The 23217-nt window shown below is 67.7% G+C and carries 24 protein-coding genes; all 24 read left to right on the top strand.

From position 1 onward, the window contains the following. Positions 1–24: 24 nt before the first annotated feature. The 24 genes from pyrR (at position 25) to lgt (ending at position 23157) form a co-directional block, all read left to right on the top strand. Complete coding sequence (pyrR, locus tag LL236_RS10660) at positions 25–555, top strand: bifunctional pyr operon transcriptional regulator/uracil phosphoribosyltransferase PyrR (RefSeq protein ID WP_228178734.1); 531 nt, start codon at positions 25–27, stop codon at positions 553–555. Then, the gene (locus tag LL236_RS10655; protein WP_228178733.1) at positions 552–1532 is read left to right on the top strand and encodes an aspartate carbamoyltransferase catalytic subunit; all 981 of its coding nucleotides are present in this window, start codon (positions 552–554) and stop codon (positions 1530–1532) included. The genes pyrR and LL236_RS10655 overlap by 4 nt, the downstream gene beginning before the upstream one ends. After that, positions 1529–2839 carry a dihydroorotase gene (locus LL236_RS10650; protein WP_228178732.1) on the top strand — a complete coding sequence of 437 codons (1311 nt, stop codon included), beginning with the start codon at positions 1529–1531 and terminating at the stop codon, positions 2837–2839. The genes LL236_RS10655 and LL236_RS10650 overlap by 4 nt, the downstream gene beginning before the upstream one ends. Beyond that, on the top strand, positions 2836–3357 hold the full coding sequence (locus LL236_RS10645; protein ID WP_228178730.1) for a PH-like domain-containing protein: 522 nt from the start codon (positions 2836–2838) through the stop codon (positions 3355–3357). The genes LL236_RS10650 and LL236_RS10645 overlap by 4 nt, the downstream gene beginning before the upstream one ends. Continuing rightward, positions 3354–4511, top strand: a complete 1158-nt coding sequence (gene carA / locus LL236_RS10640; RefSeq protein ID WP_228178728.1) for a glutamine-hydrolyzing carbamoyl-phosphate synthase small subunit — start codon at positions 3354–3356, stop codon at positions 4509–4511. Before LL236_RS10645 ends, carA begins: the two co-directional genes overlap by 4 nt. Next, positions 4504–7791 (top strand): carbamoyl-phosphate synthase large subunit, encoded by a 3288-nt coding sequence (gene carB / locus LL236_RS10635; protein ID WP_228178727.1) that lies wholly within the window; start codon positions 4504–4506, stop codon positions 7789–7791. The genes carA and carB overlap by 8 nt, the downstream gene beginning before the upstream one ends. Beyond that, positions 7788–8642, top strand: a complete 855-nt coding sequence (gene pyrF, locus LL236_RS10630; RefSeq protein ID WP_228178725.1) for an orotidine-5'-phosphate decarboxylase — start codon at positions 7788–7790, stop codon at positions 8640–8642. Before carB ends, pyrF begins: the two co-directional genes overlap by 4 nt. Further along, on the top strand, positions 8635–9543 hold the full coding sequence (gene gmk, locus LL236_RS10625) for a guanylate kinase (protein WP_228178723.1): 909 nt from the start codon (positions 8635–8637) through the stop codon (positions 9541–9543). Before pyrF ends, gmk begins: the two co-directional genes overlap by 8 nt. Before the next feature lie 60 nt (positions 9544–9603). Next, positions 9604–9858 (top strand): DNA-directed RNA polymerase subunit omega, encoded by a 255-nt coding sequence (gene rpoZ / locus LL236_RS10620; protein ID WP_267189766.1) that lies wholly within the window; start codon positions 9604–9606, stop codon positions 9856–9858. 73 nt (positions 9859–9931) lie between these two features. Continuing rightward, positions 9932–11125 carry a methionine adenosyltransferase gene (gene metK, locus LL236_RS10615; RefSeq protein ID WP_228178722.1) on the top strand — a complete coding sequence of 398 codons (1194 nt, stop codon included), beginning with the start codon at positions 9932–9934 and terminating at the stop codon, positions 11123–11125. Position 11126: 1 nt separating this feature from the next. Next, on the top strand, positions 11127–13121 hold the full coding sequence (locus tag LL236_RS10610; protein ID WP_228178721.1) for a primosomal protein N': 1995 nt from the start codon (positions 11127–11129) through the stop codon (positions 13119–13121). Next, complete coding sequence (fmt, locus tag LL236_RS10605) at positions 13118–14086, top strand: methionyl-tRNA formyltransferase (RefSeq protein ID WP_228178720.1); 969 nt, start codon at positions 13118–13120, stop codon at positions 14084–14086. Before LL236_RS10610 ends, fmt begins: the two co-directional genes overlap by 4 nt. Continuing rightward, positions 14083–15465, top strand: a complete 1383-nt coding sequence (locus LL236_RS10600; RefSeq protein WP_228178719.1) for an RsmB/NOP family class I SAM-dependent RNA methyltransferase — start codon at positions 14083–14085, stop codon at positions 15463–15465. The genes fmt and LL236_RS10600 overlap by 4 nt, the downstream gene beginning before the upstream one ends. 26 nt (positions 15466–15491) lie before the next feature. Further along, entirely contained in the window at positions 15492–16187 is a 696-nt protein-coding gene (rpe, locus tag LL236_RS10595) for a ribulose-phosphate 3-epimerase (protein WP_228178717.1), read from the top strand. A 34-nt stretch (positions 16188–16221) separates the two neighbouring features. After that, positions 16222–16485, top strand: a complete 264-nt coding sequence (locus LL236_RS10590) for a phosphoribosyl-ATP diphosphatase (RefSeq protein ID WP_228178713.1) — start codon at positions 16222–16224, stop codon at positions 16483–16485. Positions 16486–16523: 38 nt separating this feature from the next. Further along, a complete protein-coding gene (gene hisG / locus LL236_RS10585; protein WP_228178712.1) occupies positions 16524–17363 on the top strand; it encodes an ATP phosphoribosyltransferase in 840 nt (279 codons plus the stop codon). Beyond that, positions 17364–18128, top strand: coding sequence for an imidazole glycerol phosphate synthase subunit HisF (hisF, locus tag LL236_RS10580; protein ID WP_228178711.1), 765 nt, complete (start codon positions 17364–17366; stop codon positions 18126–18128). Further along, on the top strand, positions 18125–18484 hold the full coding sequence (hisI, locus tag LL236_RS10575) for a phosphoribosyl-AMP cyclohydrolase (RefSeq protein WP_228178710.1): 360 nt from the start codon (positions 18125–18127) through the stop codon (positions 18482–18484). Before hisF ends, hisI begins: the two co-directional genes overlap by 4 nt. Beyond that, positions 18481–19068, top strand: a complete 588-nt coding sequence (locus tag LL236_RS10570; protein ID WP_228178709.1) for a Trp biosynthesis-associated membrane protein — start codon at positions 18481–18483, stop codon at positions 19066–19068. The genes hisI and LL236_RS10570 overlap by 4 nt, the downstream gene beginning before the upstream one ends. 42 nt (positions 19069–19110) lie before the next feature. Next, positions 19111–19341, top strand: a complete 231-nt coding sequence (locus LL236_RS10565; protein WP_228178708.1) for a DUF6704 family protein — start codon at positions 19111–19113, stop codon at positions 19339–19341. A gap of 2 nt (positions 19342–19343) precedes the next feature. Beyond that, positions 19344–20120: an indole-3-glycerol phosphate synthase TrpC gene (gene trpC, locus LL236_RS10560; protein WP_228178707.1), complete on the top strand. Its 777-nt coding sequence runs from the start codon at positions 19344–19346 to the stop codon at positions 20118–20120. After that, complete coding sequence (trpB, locus tag LL236_RS10555; RefSeq protein ID WP_228178706.1) at positions 20117–21331, top strand: tryptophan synthase subunit beta; 1215 nt, start codon at positions 20117–20119, stop codon at positions 21329–21331. Before trpC ends, trpB begins: the two co-directional genes overlap by 4 nt. After that, positions 21328–22113 carry a tryptophan synthase subunit alpha gene (trpA, locus tag LL236_RS10550; RefSeq protein ID WP_228178705.1) on the top strand — a complete coding sequence of 262 codons (786 nt, stop codon included), beginning with the start codon at positions 21328–21330 and terminating at the stop codon, positions 22111–22113. Before trpB ends, trpA begins: the two co-directional genes overlap by 4 nt. Positions 22114–22185: 72 nt before the next feature. Beyond that, the gene (gene lgt, locus LL236_RS10545; RefSeq protein WP_228178704.1) at positions 22186–23157 is read left to right on the top strand and encodes a prolipoprotein diacylglyceryl transferase; all 972 of its coding nucleotides are present in this window, start codon (positions 22186–22188) and stop codon (positions 23155–23157) included. The last annotated feature ends 60 nt before the right edge of the window (positions 23158–23217 follow it).

Raw genomic sequence — 23217 nt, 5'->3', positions numbered from 1 at the left:
TGTGAGGCGGAGAAGGGAGCGACGATGAGCACCCGCGCAGTCATGCAGGATGCCGACATCTCACGCGCTCTGACGAGAATCTCTCACGAGATCATCGAATCCAATCGCGGTGCCGGCGAGCTCGTCCTCCTCGGCATCCCGACCCGCGGCGTGCCGCTGGCAGAGCGCATCGCTGCGCTGATCAGCGGCTTCACCGGCCAAGCGGTGCCCGTCGGCTCACTCGACGTCACGATGTACCGCGACGACCTGCACCGCAATCCGACGCGGACGCCCCACCCCACACGCATCCCGGACTCGGGCATCGACGGGAAGACCGTCGTGCTCGTCGACGACGTGCTCTTTTCGGGGCGGAGCATCCGCGCAGCGCTCGATGCCCTGCAAGACATCGGCAGGCCAGCAGCAGTGCGCCTCGCGATCCTCGTGGACCGCGGACACCGCGAGCTGCCGATCCGGCCGGACTTCGTGGGCAAAAACCTGCCGAGCTCCAGATCGGAGCACGTGGCGGTCCGCCTTCGCGAGATCGACGGCGAGGACGAGGTGAGCATCCGATCATGAGACACCTGCTCGACACAGCGACCCTCAGCCGGGCCGACGCGCTTCGTATCCTCGACACCGCCGAAGACATGTCGGACACGCAACGCCGAGAGGTCAAGAAGCTGCCGACCCTGCGCGGCAAGACCGTCGTGAACCTCTTCTTCGAGGACTCGACTCGCACTCGCATATCCTTCGAGGCGGCTGCCAAGCGCCTGTCAGCCGATGTCATCAACTTCGCAGCCAAGGGCTCGTCGGTCTCGAAAGGCGAGTCCCTGCAGGACACCGCACAGACGCTCCAAGCGATGGGCGCGGATGCCGTCGTCATCCGCCACGGAGCATCCGGCGCGCCGCACACCCTCGCCACGAGCGGCTGGATCAGTGCGGGCGTCGTGAACGCCGGCGACGGAACCCACGAGCATCCCACGCAGGCGCTGCTCGACGCGTTTACGATGCGCAAGCGTCTCTACGGCGATGACAGTCGTGGCCGGGATCTCGCCGGCACCCGGGTCGCGATCGTGGGCGATGTGCTCCATTCCCGCGTGGCGCGCTCGAACATGTGGCTGCTGCACACGCTGGGAGCGCACGTTACCCTCGTCGCTCCGCCGACGCTCGTGCCGCAGGATGTATCGGCCTGGCCCGCTCACGTCATCTACGACCTCGACGAAGCTATAGCAGCAGCTCCCGACGTGCTGATGCTGCTGCGCATCCAGCTGGAGCGCATGAACGCAGCGCATTTCCCGAGCGAGCGGGAGTACGCGAGGCGCTGGGGCTTTGACGCACGGCGGCTCGCGGCCCTCGGCGCCGATAGCATTGTGATGCACCCGGGCCCCATGAATCGTGGGCTCGAAATCTCCGCCGAAGCCGCCGACTCGGCTCAATCGACAGTCCTGGAACAGGTAGCCAACGGCGTGTCGGTCAGGATGGCGGTGCTCTACCTGCTGCTGGCGGGTTCGACGACAACCACAGCGACGACAACGACAGGGGAGGAACGAGCATGACCGAGGTCCTCCTGGTTCGCGGCGCCGAGCTCGTGGACGGCACCCGCACAGATCTGCTCGTGCAAGACGGCATGATCGTCGAGACAGGCTCCGCGTTGGACAAGCCCGGCGCGCGCGTGATCGACGCGTCGGGCCTCATCGCACTTCCCGGACTGGTCGACCTTCACGTGCACTTCCGCGAGCCGGGCTTCGAGGCATCCGAAACGATCTTCACCGGTTCGCGCGCAGCAGCTGCCGGAGGCTTCACCACGGTCTTCACGATGCCCAACACGTCCCCGGTTGCCGACACCGCCGGAGTTGTCGAACAGGAGCTGGCACTCGGCGAGGCCGCCGGCTACGTCACCGTCCAGCCCATCGGGGCCGTCACCGTCGGCCAGAAGGGAGAGCGGCTCGCGGAGCTCGGCGCCATGGCTACCTCCCGGGCCCGGGTCCGTGTGTTCAGCGACGACGGGTTCTGCGTCTGGGATCCCGTGATCATGAGGCGCGCCCTCGAGTACGTCAAGGCATTCGGCGGCGTCATCGCCCAGCACGCGCAAGACCCGCGCTTGACCGAAGGCGCGCAGATGAACGAGGGTGTGGTCTCGGCCGAACTCGGCCTGGCGGGATGGCCGGCTGTCGCCGAGGAGGCCATCATCGCCCGGGACGTGCTGCTGGCAGAGCACGTCGGGTCGCGCCTGCACGTCTGTCACCTCTCGACGGCGGGGTCTGTCGACATCATCCGCTGGGCCAAGAAACGCGGAATCGATGTCACTGCCGAGGTGACCCCGCACCACCTGCTGCTCACCGAGGATCGCGTTCGCGGCTATGACGCGCGGTTCAAGGTCAACCCGCCCCTTCGCACCGCCGAGGATGTCGAAGCCGTGCGCGAAGGCCTTGCCGACGGAACGATCGACATCGTGGCAACCGACCATGCGCCGCACCCGAGCGAGACAAAGGCGTGTGAATGGCAGGCGGCATCCCACGGGATGGTCGGTCTGGAAAGCGCCCTCCGTGTCGTGCACAGGACGATGGTCGACACCGGTCGGATGACGTGGACGGATGTCGCGCGCGCGATGTCGGCAGCGCCGGCGCGGATCGGGAGCCTCAGCGGGCACGGCACTCCCGTGGCGGCGGGCAACCCGGCATCGTTCACGCTCTACGACCCGGCGCCGAAAACCACCTTCTCGGTCGATGATCTTCGCGGGCGCAGCCGTAACTCGCCCTACCTCGGCGAAGAACTGCCTGGCGAGATCCGCTGGACGATCAACCGGGGCACCGTGACCGTGGCTGACGGAGCTCTTCTCGAGACGCCGGGGGTGGTGTCATGACCCGCGAGGCCGCCGTCCTCGTGATGGTCGCGGTGGCCGTGGTGCTGCTGGGACTCGCCGCCTGGGGCTGGGTGCGACGTGCCCGTCGCGATCGGACCCCCCTCATCCAGCCAGCCGAGCTGAACGCTGCGGACGTACCCCGCGAGACGATAGACGCGCTCTACGTCGCGACCACGGTCCACGATGCTCCGCTGGAACGGATCGCTGCCCCGGGCCTCGGTTTCCGATCACCGGTGACTGTCACCGTGACGGATGCCGCTGTCGCGCTGGACCTGACCAACCAGCCGCGAATCACCATCCCGGCTGACAGGATCACCGCCGTCACACAGGCCACCCTCACGATCGATCGTGTCGTCGAGAAGGACGGCCTCGTGCGTCTGAGCTGGCTCGCCGACACCGGCGTGGTCGTCGACACCTACCTTCGCCCCCGCGACACCTCGGCCAGACAGCTGGCCGACGCCCTCGCGCCGCTCGCCGATGCCACCGACCCCTCCACCGCAACCGGAGATTCCGAATGAGCTTGTTCACCACCGATCCCGCCGTGCTCGTCCTCGAGGACGGAACCCGATTCCGTGGGCGCGCCTATGGGGCGCGCGGCGTGACTCTGGGCGAGGTCGTCTTCGCGACCGGCATGACCGGCTACCAGGAGACCCTCACAGACCCGTCCTACGCGGGTCAGATCGTGCTGCAGACCGCGCCCCACATCGGCAATACGGGAATGAACGACGAGGACCCCGAGTCGCGCCGGATCTGGGTCGCCGGCTACATCGTCCGCGATCCCTCGCGCGTCGTGTCGAACTGGCGAGCCGATGAATCCCTCGACGAAGCACTCGAACGCGACGGCATCGTGGGGATCAGCGGAATCGATACCCGCGCGGTTACCCGTCACATCCGGTCGGTCGGGTCGATGCGCGGTGGCGTCTTCTCCGGAGACGCTGCATCCCTGGACGCCGAGGAACAGCTACGCCTGGTGCGGGAAGCGCCGCTGATGGCCGGCCAGAACCTCTCGGCATCCGTCTCGGTGACGGCCGCGGAGATCACCCCGGCGACGGGGGAGAGGCTCGGGTCTCTCGCGGTCATCGACCTCGGTATCAAGAAGGCGACGATCGAGAACCTCGCCGCCCGTGGGTTCGACGTCCACGTGCTGCCGCAGGATGCCACGATCGACGACATCCGCGCGATCGACCCGGTCGGGGTCTTCTATTCGAACGGCCCGGGTGACCCATCGGCCTCTGCGGATCACGTCTCGCTCCTGCGATCCGTGCTCGATGATCGGGTTCCGTTCTTCGGCATCTGCTTCGGCAACCAGCTGCTCGGCCGCGCCCTCGGCCTCGACACCTACAAACTGCCGTTCGGTCATCGGGGCATCAACCAGCCGGTCCTGGACAAGCAGACCGGCCGCGTCGAGATCACCGCCCACAACCACGGCTTCGCCGTCGACGCACCCTTGGATGAACCGTTCGACAGTCCCCAGGGTTACGGGCGCGTCGAGGTGAGCCACATCGGGCTCAACGACCGGGTCGTCGAGGGCCTTCGCGCCCTGGACATCCCGGCCTTCTCGGTCCAGTACCACCCCGAGGCCGCCGCCGGCCCACACGACGCCAACTACCTGTTCGACCGGTTCGCCGAGCTTGTTCGCGCGAACCTCAGCACGAAAGAAGCGAATGCCTAAGCGCGACGACATCCGCTCCGTCCTGGTCATCGGCTCCGGCCCGATCGTCATCGGCCAGGCCTGCGAGTTCGACTACTCCGGTACCCAAGCCTGCCGCGTACTCCGCGCCGAAGGCGTGCGGGTGATCCTGGTCAATTCCAACCCCGCCACGATCATGACCGACCCCGACTTCGCCGACGCGACCTACATCGAACCGATCACCCCCGAAGTCATCGAGACGATCATCGCGAAGGAGAAGCCCGACGCGATTCTGCCGACGCTCGGCGGTCAGACGGCACTCAACGCCGCCATGGCGCTGCACGACCGCGGCATCCTCGAGAAGTACGACGTCGAGCTCATCGGCGCGAAGGTGGACGCGATCCGCAAGGGTGAGGACCGCCAGGTCTTCAAGGAGCTCGTGATCGAAGCCGGCGCGGATGTCGCTGCCAGCCGCATCTGTCACACGATGGATGAAGTGCTCGCGGGTGCCGAGGAGCTCGGCTATCCGCTCGTCGTTCGGCCGTCGTTCACGATGGGGGGACTGGGGTCGGGCTTCGCGTACACCGAGGCAGACCTGCGCCGCATCGCCGGTGCCGGCCTGCACGACTCGCCGACCCACGAAGTGCTGCTCGAGGAGTCGATCCTGGGTTGGAAGGAGTACGAGCTCGAACTGATGCGCGACACCGCCGACAACACGGTGGTCGTGTGCTCGATCGAGAACGTCGACCCCGTCGGCGTCCACACCGGCGACTCGATCACCGTTGCGCCGGCGCTGACCCTCACCGACCGCGAGTACCAGCGGCTGCGCGATATCGGCATCGACATCATCCGTGCGGTCGGCGTCGACACCGGCGGCTGCAACATCCAGTTCGCCGTCGATCCCGCCAGCGGACGAATCATCGTCATCGAGATGAACCCCCGCGTGTCGCGCTCGTCGGCGCTGGCGTCGAAGGCCACCGGCTTCCCGATCGCGAAGATCGCCGCCAAGCTCGCCATCGGCTACCGGCTCGATGAGATCCCCAACGACATCACCAAGGTCACTCCGGCAAGCTTCGAGCCGACGCTCGACTACGTCGTCGTGAAGGTGCCGCGCTTCAACTTCGAGAAGTTCCCGGCCGCCGACACCACGCTCACGACAACCATGAAGTCCGTCGGCGAGGCCATGGCGATCGGCCGTAACTACGCGACGGCCTTGCAGAAGGCCCTTCGATCGCTCGAGAAGCGCGGCTCGAGCTTTCACTGGGGCCCAGAAGAACGCAGCGTCCAGGAGCTGCTCGAGATCGCTCGGACACCCACCGACGGTCGTATCGTCGTCCTCCAGCAGGCCCTCCGCAAGGGCGCGACCGTTGAGCAGGCGTTCGAGGCGACAGCGATGGACCCCTGGTTCCTCGATCAGATCGTGCTCATCAACGAGGTCGCGGCATTCATCGCCGCAGCGGGGGAGTTGGATGCCGAAACACTGCGGATCGCCAAGGAGCACGGCTTCAGCGACGCGCAGATCGCTGAGTTGCGGGGGATCACCGAAACCGAAGCGCGCGGCATCCGCCACGGTCTCGATATCCGGCCCGTATACAAGACGGTCGACACCTGCGCCGGCGAGTTCCCCGCGCTCACCCCGTACCACTACTCCAGCTATGACGCTGAGACCGAGGTCACGCCGTCGGAGCGCACCAAGGTCGTGATCATCGGCTCGGGACCGAACCGTATCGGTCAGGGCGTCGAGTTCGACTACTCGTGCGTGCACGCCTCGTTCGCCCTCAGCGACGCGGGCTTCGAGACGATCATGGTCAACTGCAACCCCGAGACGGTGTCGACCGACTACGACACCTCCGACCGGCTCTACTTCGAACCGCTCACGCTCGAAGACGTTCTGGAGGTGCTGCACGCCGAGGCGCGTTCGGGCACGATCCTCGGCGTCATCTGCCAGCTCGGCGGGCAGACCCCGCTGGGGCTGGCCAAGGGCATCGAGGCAGCCGGCTATACGATCCTCGGCACGAGCCCCGCCGCGATCGACCTTGCAGAGGAGCGGAGCCTGTTCAGCGGCATCCTGGCTGATGCGGGTCTCGTCGCACCGCGCCACGGCACCGCCGTCGACGTCGAGGGCGCGGTTGCCGTCGCCGAAGACATCGGGTATCCCGTGCTCGTTCGTCCGAGCTTCGTTCTCGGAGGACGCGGCATGGAGATCGTGTACGACACCGCCAGCTTGCGCGACTACTTCGTGCGCATCGCCGACCAGGCCATCATCGGCCCCGGGATGCCGCTCCTGGTCGATCGGTTCCTCGACGATGCCATCGAGATCGACGTCGACGCGCTCTACGACGGCCACCAGCTCTACATCGGTGGCGTGATGGAACACCTCGAGGAGGCCGGTATCCACTCCGGCGACTCCAGCTGCACCCTGCCACCGGTCTCGCTAGGACGCACCGAGATCGATCGCGTTCGCGAAGCGACCCTCGCCATCGCGTCCGGTGTCGGCGTCCGGGGCCTCCTCAACGTCCAGTTCGCGATCAGTGCCGGTGTGCTCTACGTCATCGAGGCGAACCCCCGCGCAAGCCGCACCGTTCCCTTCGTATCGAAGGCCCTGGGCATCCCGCTCGCGAAGGCGGCCAGCCGCATCATGGCAGGCACGTCGATCGCCGATCTCATCGCCGAGGGGCTGCTGCCGGCATCCGATGGCTCTCGTGTGCCGCTGGATGCCCCGGTTGCCGTCAAGGAAGCCGTGCTGCCCTTCAAGCGCTTCCGCACCAAGGACGGTCAGATCGTCGACTCTGTCCTCGGGCCCGAGATGCGCTCTACCGGCGAGGTCATGGGCATCGACCGCGACTTTCCGACGGCTTTCGCGAAGAGCCAGGCCGCTGCATACGGCGGACTGCCGCTGTCGGGAACCGTCTTCATCTCGGTGTCGGATGCCGACAAGCGCGCGGTGATCCTCCCCGCCCACCGGCTGCAGGAGCTCGGATTCGAGCTGCTCGCCACCGAGGGCACCGCCGAGATCCTCGCCCGCAACGGGATCGCCGTCGAAGTCGTGAACAAGTACTCCGCGACGCAAGCCTCGGGTGAGACCAACGTCGTGGATCTCATCAACGAGGGACGCATCGACATCGTGGTCAACACCCCAAGCGGCGGGATGGCCCGGGCCGATGGATACGAGATCCGTGCCGCCGCTGTGGCCGGCGACAAGGCTCTGTTCACGACCATGGCGGTCCTCGGCGCCGCGGTGAGTGCCTTCCCGGTGCTTCGCGAAGGCTTCGAGGTCAAGAGCCTGCAGGACTACGCGATCGAGAGGGCTGAGCGCGCGTGAGGTCGTTCGGCGCTCGACTGTGGGACTCGCTAGGCCAGTTCGGTCCGCTGTGTGTGGGTATCGACCCGCATGCGAGCCTGTTGGAGTCGTGGGGGTTGGATGCCACCGCTGACGGAGCGCGCCGGTTCGGGCTCCGTGTGGTGGAGGCGTGCGCGGGTCGCGTGGGTGTCGTGAAGCCCCAGGTCGCGTTCTTCGAGCGCTACGGCTCGGCGGGATTCGCGGCCCTGGAGGACATCTTGGCAGCGGCCCGGAGCGCTGGGTTGATCGTGATCGCCGATGCCAAGCGCGGAGACATCGGCACGACGATGGACGGTTATGCCGCCGCGTGGCTCGAGCCCGGATCTCCGCTCGAGGCTGACGCCGTGACGCTGAGCCCGTACCTGGGTCCCGACTCGCTCTACGCCACCATCACGACGGCGATCCGCCGAGAGAAGGGCGTATTCGTTCTCGCTGCGACCAGCAATCCCGAGGGCCTTCCGGTACAGACCGCTCTCACCCGAGATGACTCGGCTCCCGGCGACGAGAGCGTCGCGGCCCGGGTGGCGCGCGAGATCGGTTCCCTCAACATCGGCCTACCCGGCGCACTCGGTTCGGCGGGGCTGGTCGTCGGAGCAACCGTCGACCGTGCAGCCTTCGGACTCCGCGACGTCATCCTCGCCGGAACGCCCATCCTGGCTCCCGGCTTCGGTGCGCAGGGGGCGCAGCCCGCCGATCTGACGCGGCTGTTCGGGTATGTGGCAACCAACGTCGTCGCGTCCGAGAGCCGAAGCATCCTCGCTGTCGGACCGGACCGCCTGGAGACGCGCATCGAGGAGCGTGCGGCCCTGTATCCGCGAACCAGCCATGACTGAGCGCCCCGCCCCTCCCGACGTCGACCGCGTCGCAGCATCGCAGCGTGCCGTCGCCGCGCGACGGGAGCGTGCCTCGCTGAAGCAGGATGTCGCCACTCGTGTGATCAGCCCCCAGGAGTTGCTCAGCCGAGCGCTTGCGGCTCCGCATTCACCGGCCGGCGCCATGCGTGTCACCGAGTTCCTCACCGCGATCCCCGCAATCGGCGTCGGAAAGCGGGACAGAATTCTCGAGCGTCTTCAGATCTCCCCGGTGAAGCGGCTCGGCGGGCTTGGCCGCCGACAGCAGCAGGCCCTGCGCGCGTTCCTCGATGACCGTGTACCCGAGCCGCGCCCACGCGCTGACCGGTCGGCGCTGGTCGTGCTCGCGGGGCCGACAGCTGTCGGCAAGGGAACGGTGGCTCAGTACATCCGCGCTCATCACCCCGAAATCCACCTGTCAGTCTCGGCGACTACTCGCCCGCCCCGCCCTGGCGAACGCGACGGCGAGCACTACTACTTCGTCGACGATGCCGAGTTCGATCGGCTCATCGCCGATGGCGAGCTTCTCGAGTGGGCTACCGTGCACAACGCGTACCGTTACGGCACCCCGCGCGCACCGATCCGCGCAGCTCTCGATCGCGGTCAAGCAGTTCTGCTCGAGATCGATCTGCAGGGCGCGCGACAGGTTCGCGCGGCCCAGCCCGACGCGACGCTGGTGTTCCTCCTTCCGCCCAGCTGGGACGAACTGGTCAACCGACTGGTCGGTCGAGGCACGGAGGACGCGGAGGAACGTTCGCGACGCCTGCGCACGGCACGGGTGGAATTGGCGGCCCAAGACGAGTTCGATTACCGCGTCGTGAACGGCGACGTCGCCGTTGCGGCGCGCGAGGTCGTAGAATTGATGAATGCGCCCGCGCGCTGAGCGCGACAGCGGCGCCACAGACCTCTCACCGACATCCGTCGCCAGCGAAGGGATTCCGCCATGGCCGGGAACAACCAGGGCATCATCGAGCCCCCCATCGACAGCCTTCTCGAGAAGGTCGACTCGAAGTACCAGCTCGTGATCTACGCAGCCAAGCGCGCGCGTCAGATCAATGACTACTACTCCGACCTGCACGAGGGGAACCTCTTCGACAACGTGGGACCGCTGGTCGACTCGACCGTCGAGGACAAGCCCCTGACCATCGCGCTCCACGAGATCAACGAAGACAAGCTTCGCCTCCGTCCGATCGACTGACGATCACCTCTTTGCGCGTCGGTGTCGTACGCCGTCGCGATACTGATCGACGTCCACCACTGACGGGAGCTCCATGACCGCGTTGCGTCTGTTCACGTCCGAATCGGTCACGGAAGGTCACCCCGACAAGATCTGCGACCAGATCTCCGACAGCATCCTCGACGCGATCCTCAGCGAGGATCCGAGCGGACGCGTCGCGGTCGAGACCCTCGTCACCACCGGACTCGTGCATGTCGCGGGTGAGGTGAGCACTTCCGCGTACGTCGAGATTCCCGCGATCGTTCGCGACGTCGTCAACCGCATCGGATACACCTCGAGCGAGACCGGCTTCGACGGCGACTCGTGCGGCGTGAGCATTTCGATCGGGGCGCAGTCCTCAGACATCGCCTCGGGGGTGAACAAGGCCTTCGAGCAGCGTGAACGCGGATCGTCCGACCCCCGCGACGAGCAGGGCGCGGGCGACCAGGGCATCATGTTCGGCTATGCGACGACCGAGACGCCGCAGCTGATGCCGATGGCCGCATGGACGGCGCACCGCATGGCTGAACGCCTCGCCGATTCCCGGCGCTCGGGTGCGCTGCCGTTCCTTCGTCCCGATGGCAAGACGCAGGTCACCCTCGGGTTCGAAGGCGCCGTCCCGCGCACCGTCGAGTCCGTGGTGCTCTCGACCCAGCACCATCCCGACATCTCGCAAGAGGACCTGCGCGCCCAGATACAGGAGGTCGTCATCGATCCGGTTCTGGAGAGCACCGGACTCGATCTCTCGGGCGTCACCTACTACATCAACCCGGCGGGCCCGTTCGTCATCGGCGGCCCGAAGGGGGATGCTGGCCTGACCGGCCGGAAGATCATCATCGACACCTATGGCGGCGCCTCGCGTCACGGCGGCGGAGCGTTCAGCGGCAAGGACCCCTCGAAGGTCGACCGCTCTGCTGCCTACGCCATGCGGTGGGTAGCGAAGAACGCGGTGGCTGCAGGACTCGCTGATCGGCTCGAAGTGCAGGTCGCCTACGCCATTGGCAAGGCAGCTCCGGTCGGCCTGTACGTCGAGACGTTCGGGACCGGCCACGTGGCCGATGAGATCATCACGACGGCGATTCTGGACGTCTTCGACCTGCGCCCGAAGGCGATCATCGACCAGCTCGATCTGCTCCGCCCGATCTATGCGCAGACCGCGGCCTACGGGCACTTCGGCCGGGAGCTTGCGGACTTCACCTGGGAGCGCACGGACCGCGTCGACGACCTGCGCTCAGCCGCCGGTCTCTGACATGACCACTCGGCGCATCGCGCGAGTGCTCCTGGATTCCCCGCTGCCACAACTGGATCGGCTCTTCGACTACGAGATTCCCGACGAGCTGGCACCTGAGGCTCGAGAGGGAGTCCGCGTGCGCGTGCCGCTTCGTGCGGCTGGCCGTATCGTTGACGGCTTCATCGTAGAGCTGGACGATGAACCCGCCGCTGACCGCCCCCTCTCGGAGCTCGAGTCAGTCATCTCTCCGGTACCCGTGCTGCCTCGGCGGCTCTACGACCTCGCACGAAAGGTCGCCGACCGGTCGGCGGGGTCGGCATCCGACATACTGCGCCTGGTCGTGCCGCGACGGATGGTGCGGGCCGAACGCTCGTGGCAGAACGCCGAACGGGCGGCCGCTCCCGAGGTTCAGGCATCCACCGCAGAATGGGCGGCAGCAGGGCTTGCAAGCTTCCCCGGTTTGGAGGAATCGCTCTCCCGAGGTGCTCGCATCGCGCTGACGGCACCGACCACTCCGGTAACGCCTGGCTCGCCCGCACCGGGGTGGGTGGGCGTTCTCGCTGCCGCGTCCGCGCAGCTGCTGGCGGCAGGACGCAGCAGCATCCTCGTCGTGCCCGACCACCGAGATCTCGACCAGCTCGAGCAGGGCCTGATCGCGCACGGACTCGGTGAGGCAGTCATCCGGACGGATGCAGCTCAAAGCGCCCCCGCCCGCTACGGCGCGTACCTGCGGGTACTCGAGCCCACGCCGTCGATCGTGATCGGCAACCGATCCGCCGTCTACGCGCCAGTCCACGCCCTCGGGCTTGTCGCTGTCTGGGACGACGGCGATCCGCTTCTGCGTGAGCCGCTCTCACCCGGCGTCCACGCGCGCGACGCCGCGCTGGTCCGGCAAGAGCAGGAACAGTTCGCGCTTATCTTCGCCGGGTTCACCCGCACCACCGACGTCCAACGTCTTGTCGATATCGGGTGGGTGGAGGAACTCCGCGCAGCCCGTCCAGCAGCTCCCCGCGTGGTGCTCACACCACTGCGCGAGGGGGAGAACGGGACCGCGCGGGTCCCCTCTGCGGCGTTCACCGCCGCGCGCGAGGCAGTTCGGAGCGGTCCGGTTCTGGTGCAGGTCGCTCGTCCCGGTTATGCGCCAGTGCTCGCCTGTGCCGACTGCCGGCATCCCGCACGCTGCCGCGCCTGCGGCGGATCGCTCCAGGCCGGAGCGCGAGGGGCGACACCCACCTGCTCCGCGTGCGGACGCCGCGCTGAGGGCTGGACCTGCGCGTCGTGCGGGGGCACACGCTTTCTGCTTATCGGCTCCGGGAGCCGCCGCACCGCCGAGGAGCTGGGTCGCGCGTTTCCCGGCGTCCGGGTCATCGTCTCGGACGCCGAGCATCAGGTCCTCGACGTGCCGGCCGCACCGGCCCTGGTCATCGCGACCCGGGGGGCAGAGCCCCGAACCGCGGGCGGATACCGCGCAGTCCTGCTCCTGGACGGCGAACGGATGCTGCTCGCCGACGATCTGCGGATCGCGGAGCACTGCCTGCGCTGGTGGTCGAACGCGGCGGCCTTGGCCGCACCGGGTGCGCCGGTGCACCTGGTCGGAGTCGCCGGGACACTCGGCCGAGCCCTGGCTACCTGGACCCAGCCGGCATTCGCGCGCGCGGAACTGGCCGAGCGCGCGGAGCTTCGCATGCCGCCCGCCGTTCGTGTCGCCGCGTTGGAGGGGGCCCGACCGGCAGTGGAGACCGCGCTGGCCGCCGTGAGGACGGACGTGCCGCGGTTGCGTGCCGGTGACATCCTCGGGCCCGTGCCGCTGCCCGCAACCGACTCACGAGATGACAACGTGCGCGCGCTCGTGCGCTGCGACTACCACGATGGACCCGACGTCGCGCGCTCCCTGCGCGCGGCTCTTGTCGCTTCAGCGCTGCGGGGACGGCGATCGCGGACACGCGGTGGCTCGCGCGCCACCCTACGCATCCGTATGGACCTGCCCGACCTGAACCTGGAGATACAGCAATGAGAATCGTGTTCGCTGGTACTCCGCAGCCCGCGGTACCGTCGCTTCTCGCCCTCGTGGACGCCGGTCACGAGGTGCCTCTCGTGATCACACGCCCCGATGCACCAATCGGCCGCCGACGCGTCCTGACTCCCTCACCGGTGGCCGCTGCCGGCCTCGAACTGGGCCTTGCAGTGCATCGCACCGCGCGCCTCGATGAGGAAGCGCTCACGGCGGTGCGAGAGGCGCAGCCCGATCTTGGCGTGATCGTGGCCTATGGCGGACTGGTCCGTGAGCCTCTGCTCTCGACGCCCCGGCACGGCTGGATCAATCTTCACTTTTCCGTGCTGCCCCGGTGGCGGGGTGCCGCTCCGGTGCAGCACGCGATCATCGCAGGAGATCCCGAGGTGGGAGCCGACGTCTTTCAGCTGACGCACGGACTCGACGAGGGCGACATTTTCGGCGAGATTCGTTTCCCTCGCCCCGCAGACGCGACAGCAGGCGATCTGCTGGCGACCCTTGCGGAGTCCGGCGCCGAGCTGCTCGCGGCGGTCGTCGGCGAGATCGCAGACGGCACCGCTCGGCCCCGCCCGCAACAAGGCGAGCCGACCTACGCACCGAAGCTCTCGATCGAGGACGGTCGCGTCGACTGGGAGCAGCCTCGGGAACAGGTCGTGTCGCGGATCTTCGGCGTCACTCCGGAGCCGGGCGCTTTCGCGACGGCTGACGGCTCACGGCTGAAGATCCTCGCCGCCGGCCCGGCCTCCGCCGACTCACCGCGCTTGCGCCCCGGACTGGCGGCATCTCACGCGAAGCAGGTGATCGTCGGAACCGCCACTCACCCGATCGCGCTGCAGCGTGTCCAGCCTGCCGGCAAGCCTGCGATGGATGCCGGAGATTGGTGGCGCGGCACCCGGCTGAGCGAGCTCCAGTTCGACACTGGCGACGCCGGCGAGCCGTCTCCCGGAGCGAGCGGGGCCACGGCATGAGCAGTGCACTGTCTGCCCGGCGGGTCGCGTTCGACACTCTGCGCGCGGTCCATGACGCCGATGCGTACGCGAATCTCGTCCTGCCGACAGCCATCGCCCGGGCACAGCTGAGTCCTGCGGACGCAGCGCTCGCGACGGAGCTGACCTATGGAACCCTGCGGCAACAGGGAACCTGGGATGCCGTCATCGCCGTCGCCGCGAACCGTCCGACCGAGACTCTCGACCCGCCCGTGCTCGACATCCTGCGTCTCGGCGTGCATCAACTCCTGGCCACGAGGGTCCCGCCGCACGCTGCAGTCAACGAGTCGGTTGCGCTCACGCGGGCAAGCGCGGGGCAGCGCGCTTTCGGCTTCGTCAACGCCGTTCTGCGCAGAATCGGCGGCGCGGATGCCGCGACCTGGATCTCCCGCGCCGAGGAGGCTGCCCGATCGGACGATGAACGCCTCTCGGTGCGCACCTCCCACCCGGTGTGGGTGATCCGGGCGCTCCGGCGGGCTCTGGACGACGAGGGACGCGCGGGCGAGCTCACCGATCTGCTCGCCGCCGACAACGACCCACCGCGCGTAACGATGACCGCGCTTCCCGGTCTTGCAGCCATCCCCGAAGGGTCGGAGCCGACGTCCTTTTCGCCGTACGGCTTCCGCGCACCGGCGGGCGATCCCGGCAGGCTCGTCGCCGCCTCCGGCGGCGCGCTACGGGTCCAGGACGAGGGATCCCAGCTCGCGGCCCTCGCCCTCTCGGAGGTCGACCCCGTGCGACCCGGAGAGCGCTGGCTCGACCTGTGCGCAGGACCCGGCGGAAAGACCGCTCTGCTGGCCGCGCGCGCACTCGAGGCGCGGGAGGTCGGGAGCCCTCTGGACCTCGAGGCCAACGAGGTGTCATCCACGCGCGCCGGTTTGGTTCGCCGGTCCCTCGAGCCGATCCCGTTCGAGGTTCCCGTCTCTGAGGAAGACGGGAGGGAAAGGGCAGGCTCTGCAGCCTACGACCGAATCCTCGTGGATGCCCCGTGCACGGGCCTCGGTGCACTGCGACGACGGCCCGAATCGCGGTGGCGAAAGTCCCCGCAGGATGTCGCGCCGCTCGCAGAACTCCAGGGCGAGCTGCTGTCCGCGGCAGTGACGGGGCTCCGCCCCGGCGGTGTCGTCGCGTACGTAACGTGCTCTCCGCACCTTGCGGAAACGCGCGATGTTGTCGCGGCGGTGCTGGACCAGCACCGCAATGAGCTGGAGGAACTGGATGCGCGGGGCGTGCTGCGTCGGGTCTCGCGAAACGTTCCGGATCTGGCGACCCCGGGCTCGGGCGGTGGACGCGCGCAGCTGTGGCCTCACCGGCACGGCACCGACGCGATGTCGATCACACTCCTGCGACGACGTGGCTGACGGGCGCCCTCGCCCATAATGGACGGGTGAGTTCCCCCGACGCCGCGACGCATGACGCTACGGTACGCATCAATCCCAGCATCCTCGCCGCCGACTTCGTCAACATGCAGGCGGAACTGCAGCGCATCGCCGCCGCCGACTTCGTTCACGTCGACGTGATGGACAATCACTTCGTCCCCAACCTCACGTTCGGTCCGCAGATGGTCGAGCGAATCCAGGCGACATCGCCCGTGCCGCTGGATGTGCACCTCATGATCGACGATGTCGACCGCTGGGCACCGGGCTATGCAGAGATCGGCGCGGCATCCGTGACCTTCCACACCGAGGCAACCGCAGAGCCCGTGCCTCTGGCGCGCCGACTGCGGTCCATGGGGGCACGCGCCGGAATCGCACTGAAGCCGGCTACACCGGTCGAGCCGCTCTTCGACATCCTCGACGAGTTCGACCAGATCCTCGTGATGACCGTCGAACCCGGATTCGGCGGTCAGTCCTTCATGACTGACATGATGCCCAAGCTCCGCACCCTCGCTGATGAATGCCGCCGCCGCGGTTCCGCGGTGTGGTTGCAGGTGGACGGCGGCATCTCGGAGTCCACGATCGAACAGGCCGCCGCATCCGGGGCCGACACGTTCGTCGCCGGATCAGCCGTGTTCGGGGCCGGCGACCCGGATGCTGCAATCGCAGGGCTGCGTTCTCGCGGCACGCACGCCCATCGGCACTGACCGAGCAGGCCGCGCGGTTCGCTACCCTGGCATGGTGAAGTCCTTCGAAGAGCTGTTCGCCGAATTGACGGTGAAGGCGCAGACCCGTCCCGAGGGTTCGGGGACCGTCGCAGAGCTCGATGCTGGCATCCACGCGATCGGCAAGAAGATCGTCGAAGAGGCCGCTGAGGTGTGGATGTCTGCCGAGTACGAGTCTGACGAGGCTGCAGCTGAAGAGATCTCGCAATTGTTGTACCACCTGCAGGTGTTGATGCTGGCGAAGGGTCTTTCGCTCGAGGACGTGTACCGACATCTCTGAACCCGTCGCCCGCTCCCGCTTCGACCCGAAAGACCCCCATGCTCCGAATCGCCGTGCCCAACAAGGGCTCGCTGGCCGAGACGTCTGCCGCCATGCTCACCGAAGCCGGGTACACCGGCAGACGCGACCCGAAAGACCTCCACGTCATCGACCCTGCGAACGAGGTCGAGTTCTTCTATCTGCGGCCGCGCGATATCGCGACGTATGTCGGCTCGGGTGCCCTGGATGTCGGGATCACCGGTCGCGACCTGTTGCTGGATGCCAGGGTGCCGGCGCGCGAGGTCGAGTCCCTCGGCTTCGCCGACTCCACCTTCCGCTTCGCGGGGCCTCCCGGAAGGTTCACCGAGCTCGCTGACCTCGAGGGAATGCGCGTGGCTACGGCTTACCCGGGCCTTGTGGACTCGTTCCTTGACGAGCGCGGGATCGCTGTCGACCTCGTTCCGCTTGACGGCGCGGTCGAATCCGCCGTGCGCCTGGGCGTCGCTGACGCCGTCGCCGATGTGGTCTCGACGGGCACGACCCTCAAGCAGGCGGGGCTGGAGATCTTCGGCCCGGTGCTTTTGGAGTCCGAAGCCGTCCTGATCGGAGGGCCCCGCGAGGTCGAGGGGACCGAGACTCTCCTGCGGCGTCTGCGCGGCGTCATGGTTGCCCGCCGATACGTTCTCATCGACTACGACCTCCCGGCGGACCTCGTCGATCGCGCAGTCGAGATCGCACCGGGTATCGAATCACCGACGATCTCGCCGCTCCGGGACCCGTCGTGGGTTGCTGTACGCGTCATGAGCCCGCGCAAGGGCGTCAATCAGGTGATGGATGCCCTGTACGGCATCGGCGCTCGCGCCATCCTCGTGACCGAGATCCACGCGGCGAGGCTCTAGATGGCTGTCGCGACCCGCGTCATCCCGTGCCTCGACGTCGCCGCCGGGCGGGTGGTGAAGGGCATCAACTTCCTGAATCTCCGCGACATGGGAGACCCCGTCGAACTTGCCGCGGCGTATTTTCGGCAGGGCGCTGACGAGATCACGTTCCTCGACGTCACCGCGACTGTCGACGAGCGCGCGACAACCTACGACGTCGTTCAGCGCACCGCCGAAGAGGTCTTCATCCCGCTCACCGTCGGGGGAGGGGTACGCTCGGGCGACGACGTGGCTCGGCTCCTCGGCGTCGGAGCAGACAAGGTCGGGGTCAACTCCGCCGCCATCGCTCGCCCCGGGCTCGTCGACGAGATCGCCGATCGCTTCGGCGCGCAGGTCCTCGTGCTCTCACTCGATGTGAAGCGCTCCGCAGCGGTCGACTCGGGATTCGTCGTGACCACCCACGGTGGCCGCACCGAGACGACGCTGGATGCGCTGGCATGGGCTCGCGAGGCCATCGATCGAGGTGCAGGCGAGCTCCTGGTCAACTCGATCGACGCCGATGGCACACGGGAGGGTTTCGATCTGGAGCTCGTGTCGCTGATGCGCGAGATCTCGTCGGTACCGGTGATCGCCTCCGGCGGTGCGGGATCGGTCGAGCATTTCGCGCCGGCCGTTCACGCCGGAGCAGACGCTGTGCTGGCCGCGAGTGTCTTCCACTCCGGTCAGCTCACCGTCGGTGATGTCAAGTCTGCACTGGCAGCCGAGAACGTGGAGGTGAGAGCGTGACCGATGTCGATGACCGCATCACGGCAGTCTCCTTCAACCCAGACGGACTTGCGCCGGCGATCATCCAGCAGTGGGACACCGGAGAGGTGCTCATGCTCGGATGGATGGATGCTGAAGCGCTGCGGCGTACGCTCACCAGCGGCCGCGTGACCTTCTGGTCGCGCTCGCGTCAGGAGTACTGGCGCAAGGGCGATACGTCCGGGCATGTGCAGTATGTGCGCGGTGCGAAGCTGGATTGCGACGGCGACGCGCTCCTGATCGAAGTCGAGCAGATCGGTGCAGCCTGCCACACCGGTACGCGAAGCTGCTTCGACACGACCGACCTCGAACCGGCTGTCACCCACGGGGACGCATGATCGCGCGGGCCCGGCTCGTCGGAGTTGTCGCTCTGCTGATCGCTGGTGCGACGGGCCTCATCTCCTCGACCCAGACGTGGCTCCTCGTGTCGTTGACAGACGGTGCCGCGGAACCGCTCGCCGTGGCGGGGGCGTCCGCGGTGGTGCTCCTCGCGCCGCTGAGCCTGACGGCGCTCGCGCTCGGAGCCGCTCTATCCATCGTCGGTCGGATCCTCCGTCCCGTGTTCGGTCTGATCGGGGCCGCCCTCGGGGTCACTCTGGCCGTCCTCGCAGCACCGATCGCCATCAACGCCCCCGTAGACGCCGTCGCAGCCGAAGTTGCAGCCGTGACCGGCATCCGCGGCGAGAGCGCGATCGCGGAGCTTGTGGCAGGGATCACCGTCACGGCCTGGCCCGCCATCACCCTCGTCGCGGCCGTCATTATGGCTGCCGCCGGGACCTGGGTTCTCGCGACAGCCCGCCTGTGGCCCGAGGGTGGGAAACGGTACCAGGCCGAGCGCGCCGAGCGACGCCAGAGCGGCGAACCCCTCGATGCCATCGACTCGTGGGATGACCTCTCCCGTGGCGGGGACCCCACCACCTGACCGCTAGACTGGCCACAGCCCGCGCACTACCGGAGGATATCCATGAGCAACCCCATCGGCGACCCCGGCCACGGACACTCGCCGGCGGCCTGGACGGCTGTCGTCATCATGCTCGCTGCCATCGCCCTGGGCACAGTGGCGTTCTTCCTGGAGATCGTCTGGCTCGTGTGGGCGTCGGTAGTCCTTGTCGTGGTGGGGGCGCTCGTCGGTTGGATCATGGCGAAGGTCGGCTACGGCGTGGGCGGCTCCAGGTACACCGCGAAAGAGCATTGAGCATGCTCGCCGACCTCACGGCCGGCGCTCTCGAGGACGCCCGGTCGCGCGAAGCCGTGCGGCCGCTTGCGGATGTCGAACGCGCCGCACGTGATCGTCCCGCCGCGCTCCCGGCACTCGAAGCACTGGCACCCACCGAGAACGTGCGCATCATCGCCGAGGTCAAGCGTGCCAGCCCATCACGCGGCGACCTCGCCGAGATCCCCGACCCAGCCCACCTCGCATCTCTGTACGAGCGCGGGGGAGCATCGGCCATCTCGGTTCTGACGGAACAGCGTCGGTTCAAGGGGAGCCTCGCGGATCTCGAGTCAGTCCGTGCTGCAGTATCCCTCCCGGTGCTGCGCAAGGACTTCGTCTCCACCGAGTATCAGGTCTTCGAGGCCCGCGCGGCAGGCGCCGATATCGTTCTGCTCATCGTCGCGGCCCTCGACCAGCCGGTACTCGAGCGGCTGATGCGCCTTATCGAACAGCTCGGGATGACGGCACTGGTCGAAACACACTCGCTCGAGGAACTGCAGCGTGCCGCGGACATCGGTGCACGCCTGGTCGGCGTCAACGCGCGCGACCTTTCCACGTTCGAACTCGACCGCGGTCTGTTCGGGCGCCTGCGCGAGTCCATCCCCGCGGATGCCATCGCTGTCGCGGAGTCCGCTGTGCTAGCGCCGGCCGATGTCGCGCACTACCGGGCTGCGGGCGCAGATGTCGTCCTCATCGGCGAGGCGCTGGTTACCGGTGACCCCGTCGCGACCCTCACCACGTTCCTGGAGGCAGGATCATGACCACGAGCCTGCGCGAACAGCGCGGTCCCTTCTTCGGCGACTTCGGCGGGCGTTTCATGCCCGAGTCGCTCATCGCCGCAATCGACGAGCTCACTGCCGAATACGAGGCAGCTCGCATCGACCCGGCGTTCCAGGCGGAGTTCGTTCGGCTGCTGAACTCGTACGCCGGCAGACCTTCTGCCCTCACCGAGGTGCCGCGGTTCGCCGAGCACACCGGCGCCGGGCGGGTGTTTCTCAAGCGTGAGGACCTGAACCACACGGGGTCCCACAAGATCAACAACGTGCTCGGCCAGGCTCTGCTCACGCAGCGTCTGGGCAAGACGCGGGTGATCGCGGAGACCGGAGCCGGCCAGCACGGTGTGGCAACTGCCACGGCTGCGGCGCTGTTCGGTTTCGACTGCACGATCTATATGGGCGAGGTCGACACGCAGCGCCAGGCGCTGAACGTCGCCCGCATGCGGCTGCTCGGAGCCGAAGTCATCCCGGTCACGACGGGCTCGCGAACGTTGAAGGATGCCATCAACGAGGCATACCGCGACTGGGTCGCCAGCGTTGAGAACACGAACTACATCTTCGGCACCGCCGCGGGCCCGCACCCGTTCCCTGCCATGGTCCGTGACTTCCAGAAGGTCATCGGCGAAGAAGCGCGCGCTCAGCTTCTGGATGAGATCGGACGGCTTCCCGATGCCGTCTTCGCGTGCGTCGGCGGCGGATCGAATGCCATCGGCATGTTCGATGCATTCCTCGACGACGAGGGCGTCGCCCTCTATGGCGTCGAAGCGGCCGGGGATGGCGTCGACACGCCCCGGCACGCGGCATCCATCGAGCGGGGCACGCCGGGCATCTTGCACGGCGCCAAGACCTTCGTCCTGCAAGACGAAGACGGCCAGACGGTCGAGTCCCACTCGATCTCGGCAGGCCTGGATTATCCCGGGGTCGGACCCGAACACGCCTGGCTCGCCGACATCGGTCGTGCCCACTACATCCCCGCCACCGACACCGAGGCGATGGAGGCACTGCGCCTGCTTTCGCGCACCGAGGGCATCATCCCGGCGATTGAGTCGGCTCACGCCCTCGCCGGTGCCCTGCGCATCGGGCGCGACCTCGGACCGGAAGCGGTTCTGGCCATCTCGCTGTCCGGTCGCGGCGACAAAGACATGGACACCGCGGCCCGGTGGTTCGAGCTGTACGACGAGGGAGCCCAGCCGTGAGCGCCGTCGCCACCGCGATCGACGCGGCCCGGGCTGAGGGCCGTGGCGCCCTGATCGGCTACCTTCCCATCGGCTATCCCGACCTGCAGACCAGCATCGAGGCCGCCGTCACGTTGGCCGAGGCCGGCGTCGACATCCTCGAACTTGGACCGCCGTACTCGGATCCGGTGATGGACGGGCCGGTCATCCAGGAGGCAACCAACGCTGCGCTGCAAGCGGGCTTCCGGATGCGTGACACCTTCACCGCGGTTCGCGAGGTGTCAGCACGCACCGACGTTCCCGTCCTGGTCATGACGTACTGGAACCCCGTAGTCCAGTACGGAGTCTCCCGCTACGCCGACGACCTCAGCGCCGCCGGTGGCGCCGGGCTGATCACACCCGACATCACCCCCGACGCGGCATCCGACTGGCTCGCCGAGAGCACGCGAACGGGCCTTGACCGGGTGTTCCTCGCCGCACCGAGTTCGACCGATGCCCGCCTCGAGATGATCGTGCGCGAAACCACCGGGTTCGTGTACACCGTGTCAACGATGGGCATCACGGGGGAGCGGGCGCAACTGGATGCTGCAGCCCGCGCTCTCGTCGCCCGCCTTCGCGAGCACGGTGCAGAGCGCGCGTGCGTGGGCATCGGCGTCTCCAACGCCGACCACGTGCGCAGCGTCCTTGAATACGCCGACGGTGCAATCGTCGGCACGGCGCTCGTGCGGGCGCTGCGTGATGGCGGGCTCGACGGCCTCGCTGCTGCAGCGCGCGAGCTCGTCGCAGGCACCGTTCGCGAGTGAGCCCGCCCCACTCGAACTAGACTCACGTCGTCGGCCCTCCGGTCGGCGCCCGACCAACCGAGGACGATCGACATGATCAGCGCTTTCCAGAACGTCCTGACGAGCATCCCCAGTCCGAGTGTCAGCTACATCGACCTCGGGCCGCTGCGCATCCACTTCTACGCGTTGTGCATCATCGCCGGCATCATCGTCGCCGTCCTGCTTACGAACTACCGCCTGACCAAGCGCGGTGCCGAGAACTGGATCGTCATCGACATCGCGCTGCTCGCGGTTCCCCTCGCGATCATCGGCGCTCGGATCTACCACGTCGTCACGCACCCCGGCTTCTACTTCGGCGAGGGAACCGACATCTGGGCGGTCTTCCGCATCTGGGAGGGTGGCATCGCCATCTACGGCGCGCTCATCGGCGGGGCAGTCGGGGCGTGGCTCGGATGCCGCTGGACCGGCATCCGATTCTGGTCATTCGCCGATGCTTTGGCGCCAGGTCTGATCATCGCCCAGGCCATGGGACGACTCGGCAACTGGTTCAATCACGAGCTGTTCGGCCTTCCGACCGACCTCCCGTGGGGCTTGGAGATCGAGTCCACCAACGCCGCGTTCCCTCCGGGCCTTGCCCCCGGGACCCTGTTCCACCCGACGTTCCTGTACGAGATGATCTGGAACCTGCTCGGCGCTGCTGTGCTGCTGTGGGCGGGGCGTCGTTTCGCGCTGCAGTGGGGACGCCTGTTCGGTCTCTACCTGATCTGGTACAGCGCCGGCCGCATCGTCTGGGAGTCGATCCGCATCGATCCCAGCGAGATCTTCCTCGGCATCCGCACCAACGTGTGGGCAGCGATCTTCGGCGTCGTCATCGGCCTCGCGATCATGATCGTGCAGAGGCGCCGCCACCCCGGGCGGGAGCCTTCACCGTACGTTCCCGGTCGCGAACGCGCCGCGAAAGGCACTGTACAATCGCAGGACACTCCCGACTTCGTCGACGTCAGCGAACCACCGGCCCCCGAAGTCACCGCCGGCAGCGCCACAAGCACCACACGGCCGCAGTGATCTGATCACCGGAGTAGTACCCCGATCACCGCGTACACCACACACAGCCGGGCCGACGTC

Origin of the sequence: Microbacterium schleiferi, assembly GCF_020781975.1 — a bacterium.
GTDB lineage: Bacteria > Actinomycetota > Actinomycetes > Actinomycetales > Microbacteriaceae > Microbacterium.
Note: the sequence above shows the minus strand (reverse complement) of the source record. Positions and strands in the feature narration are given on the sequence as shown.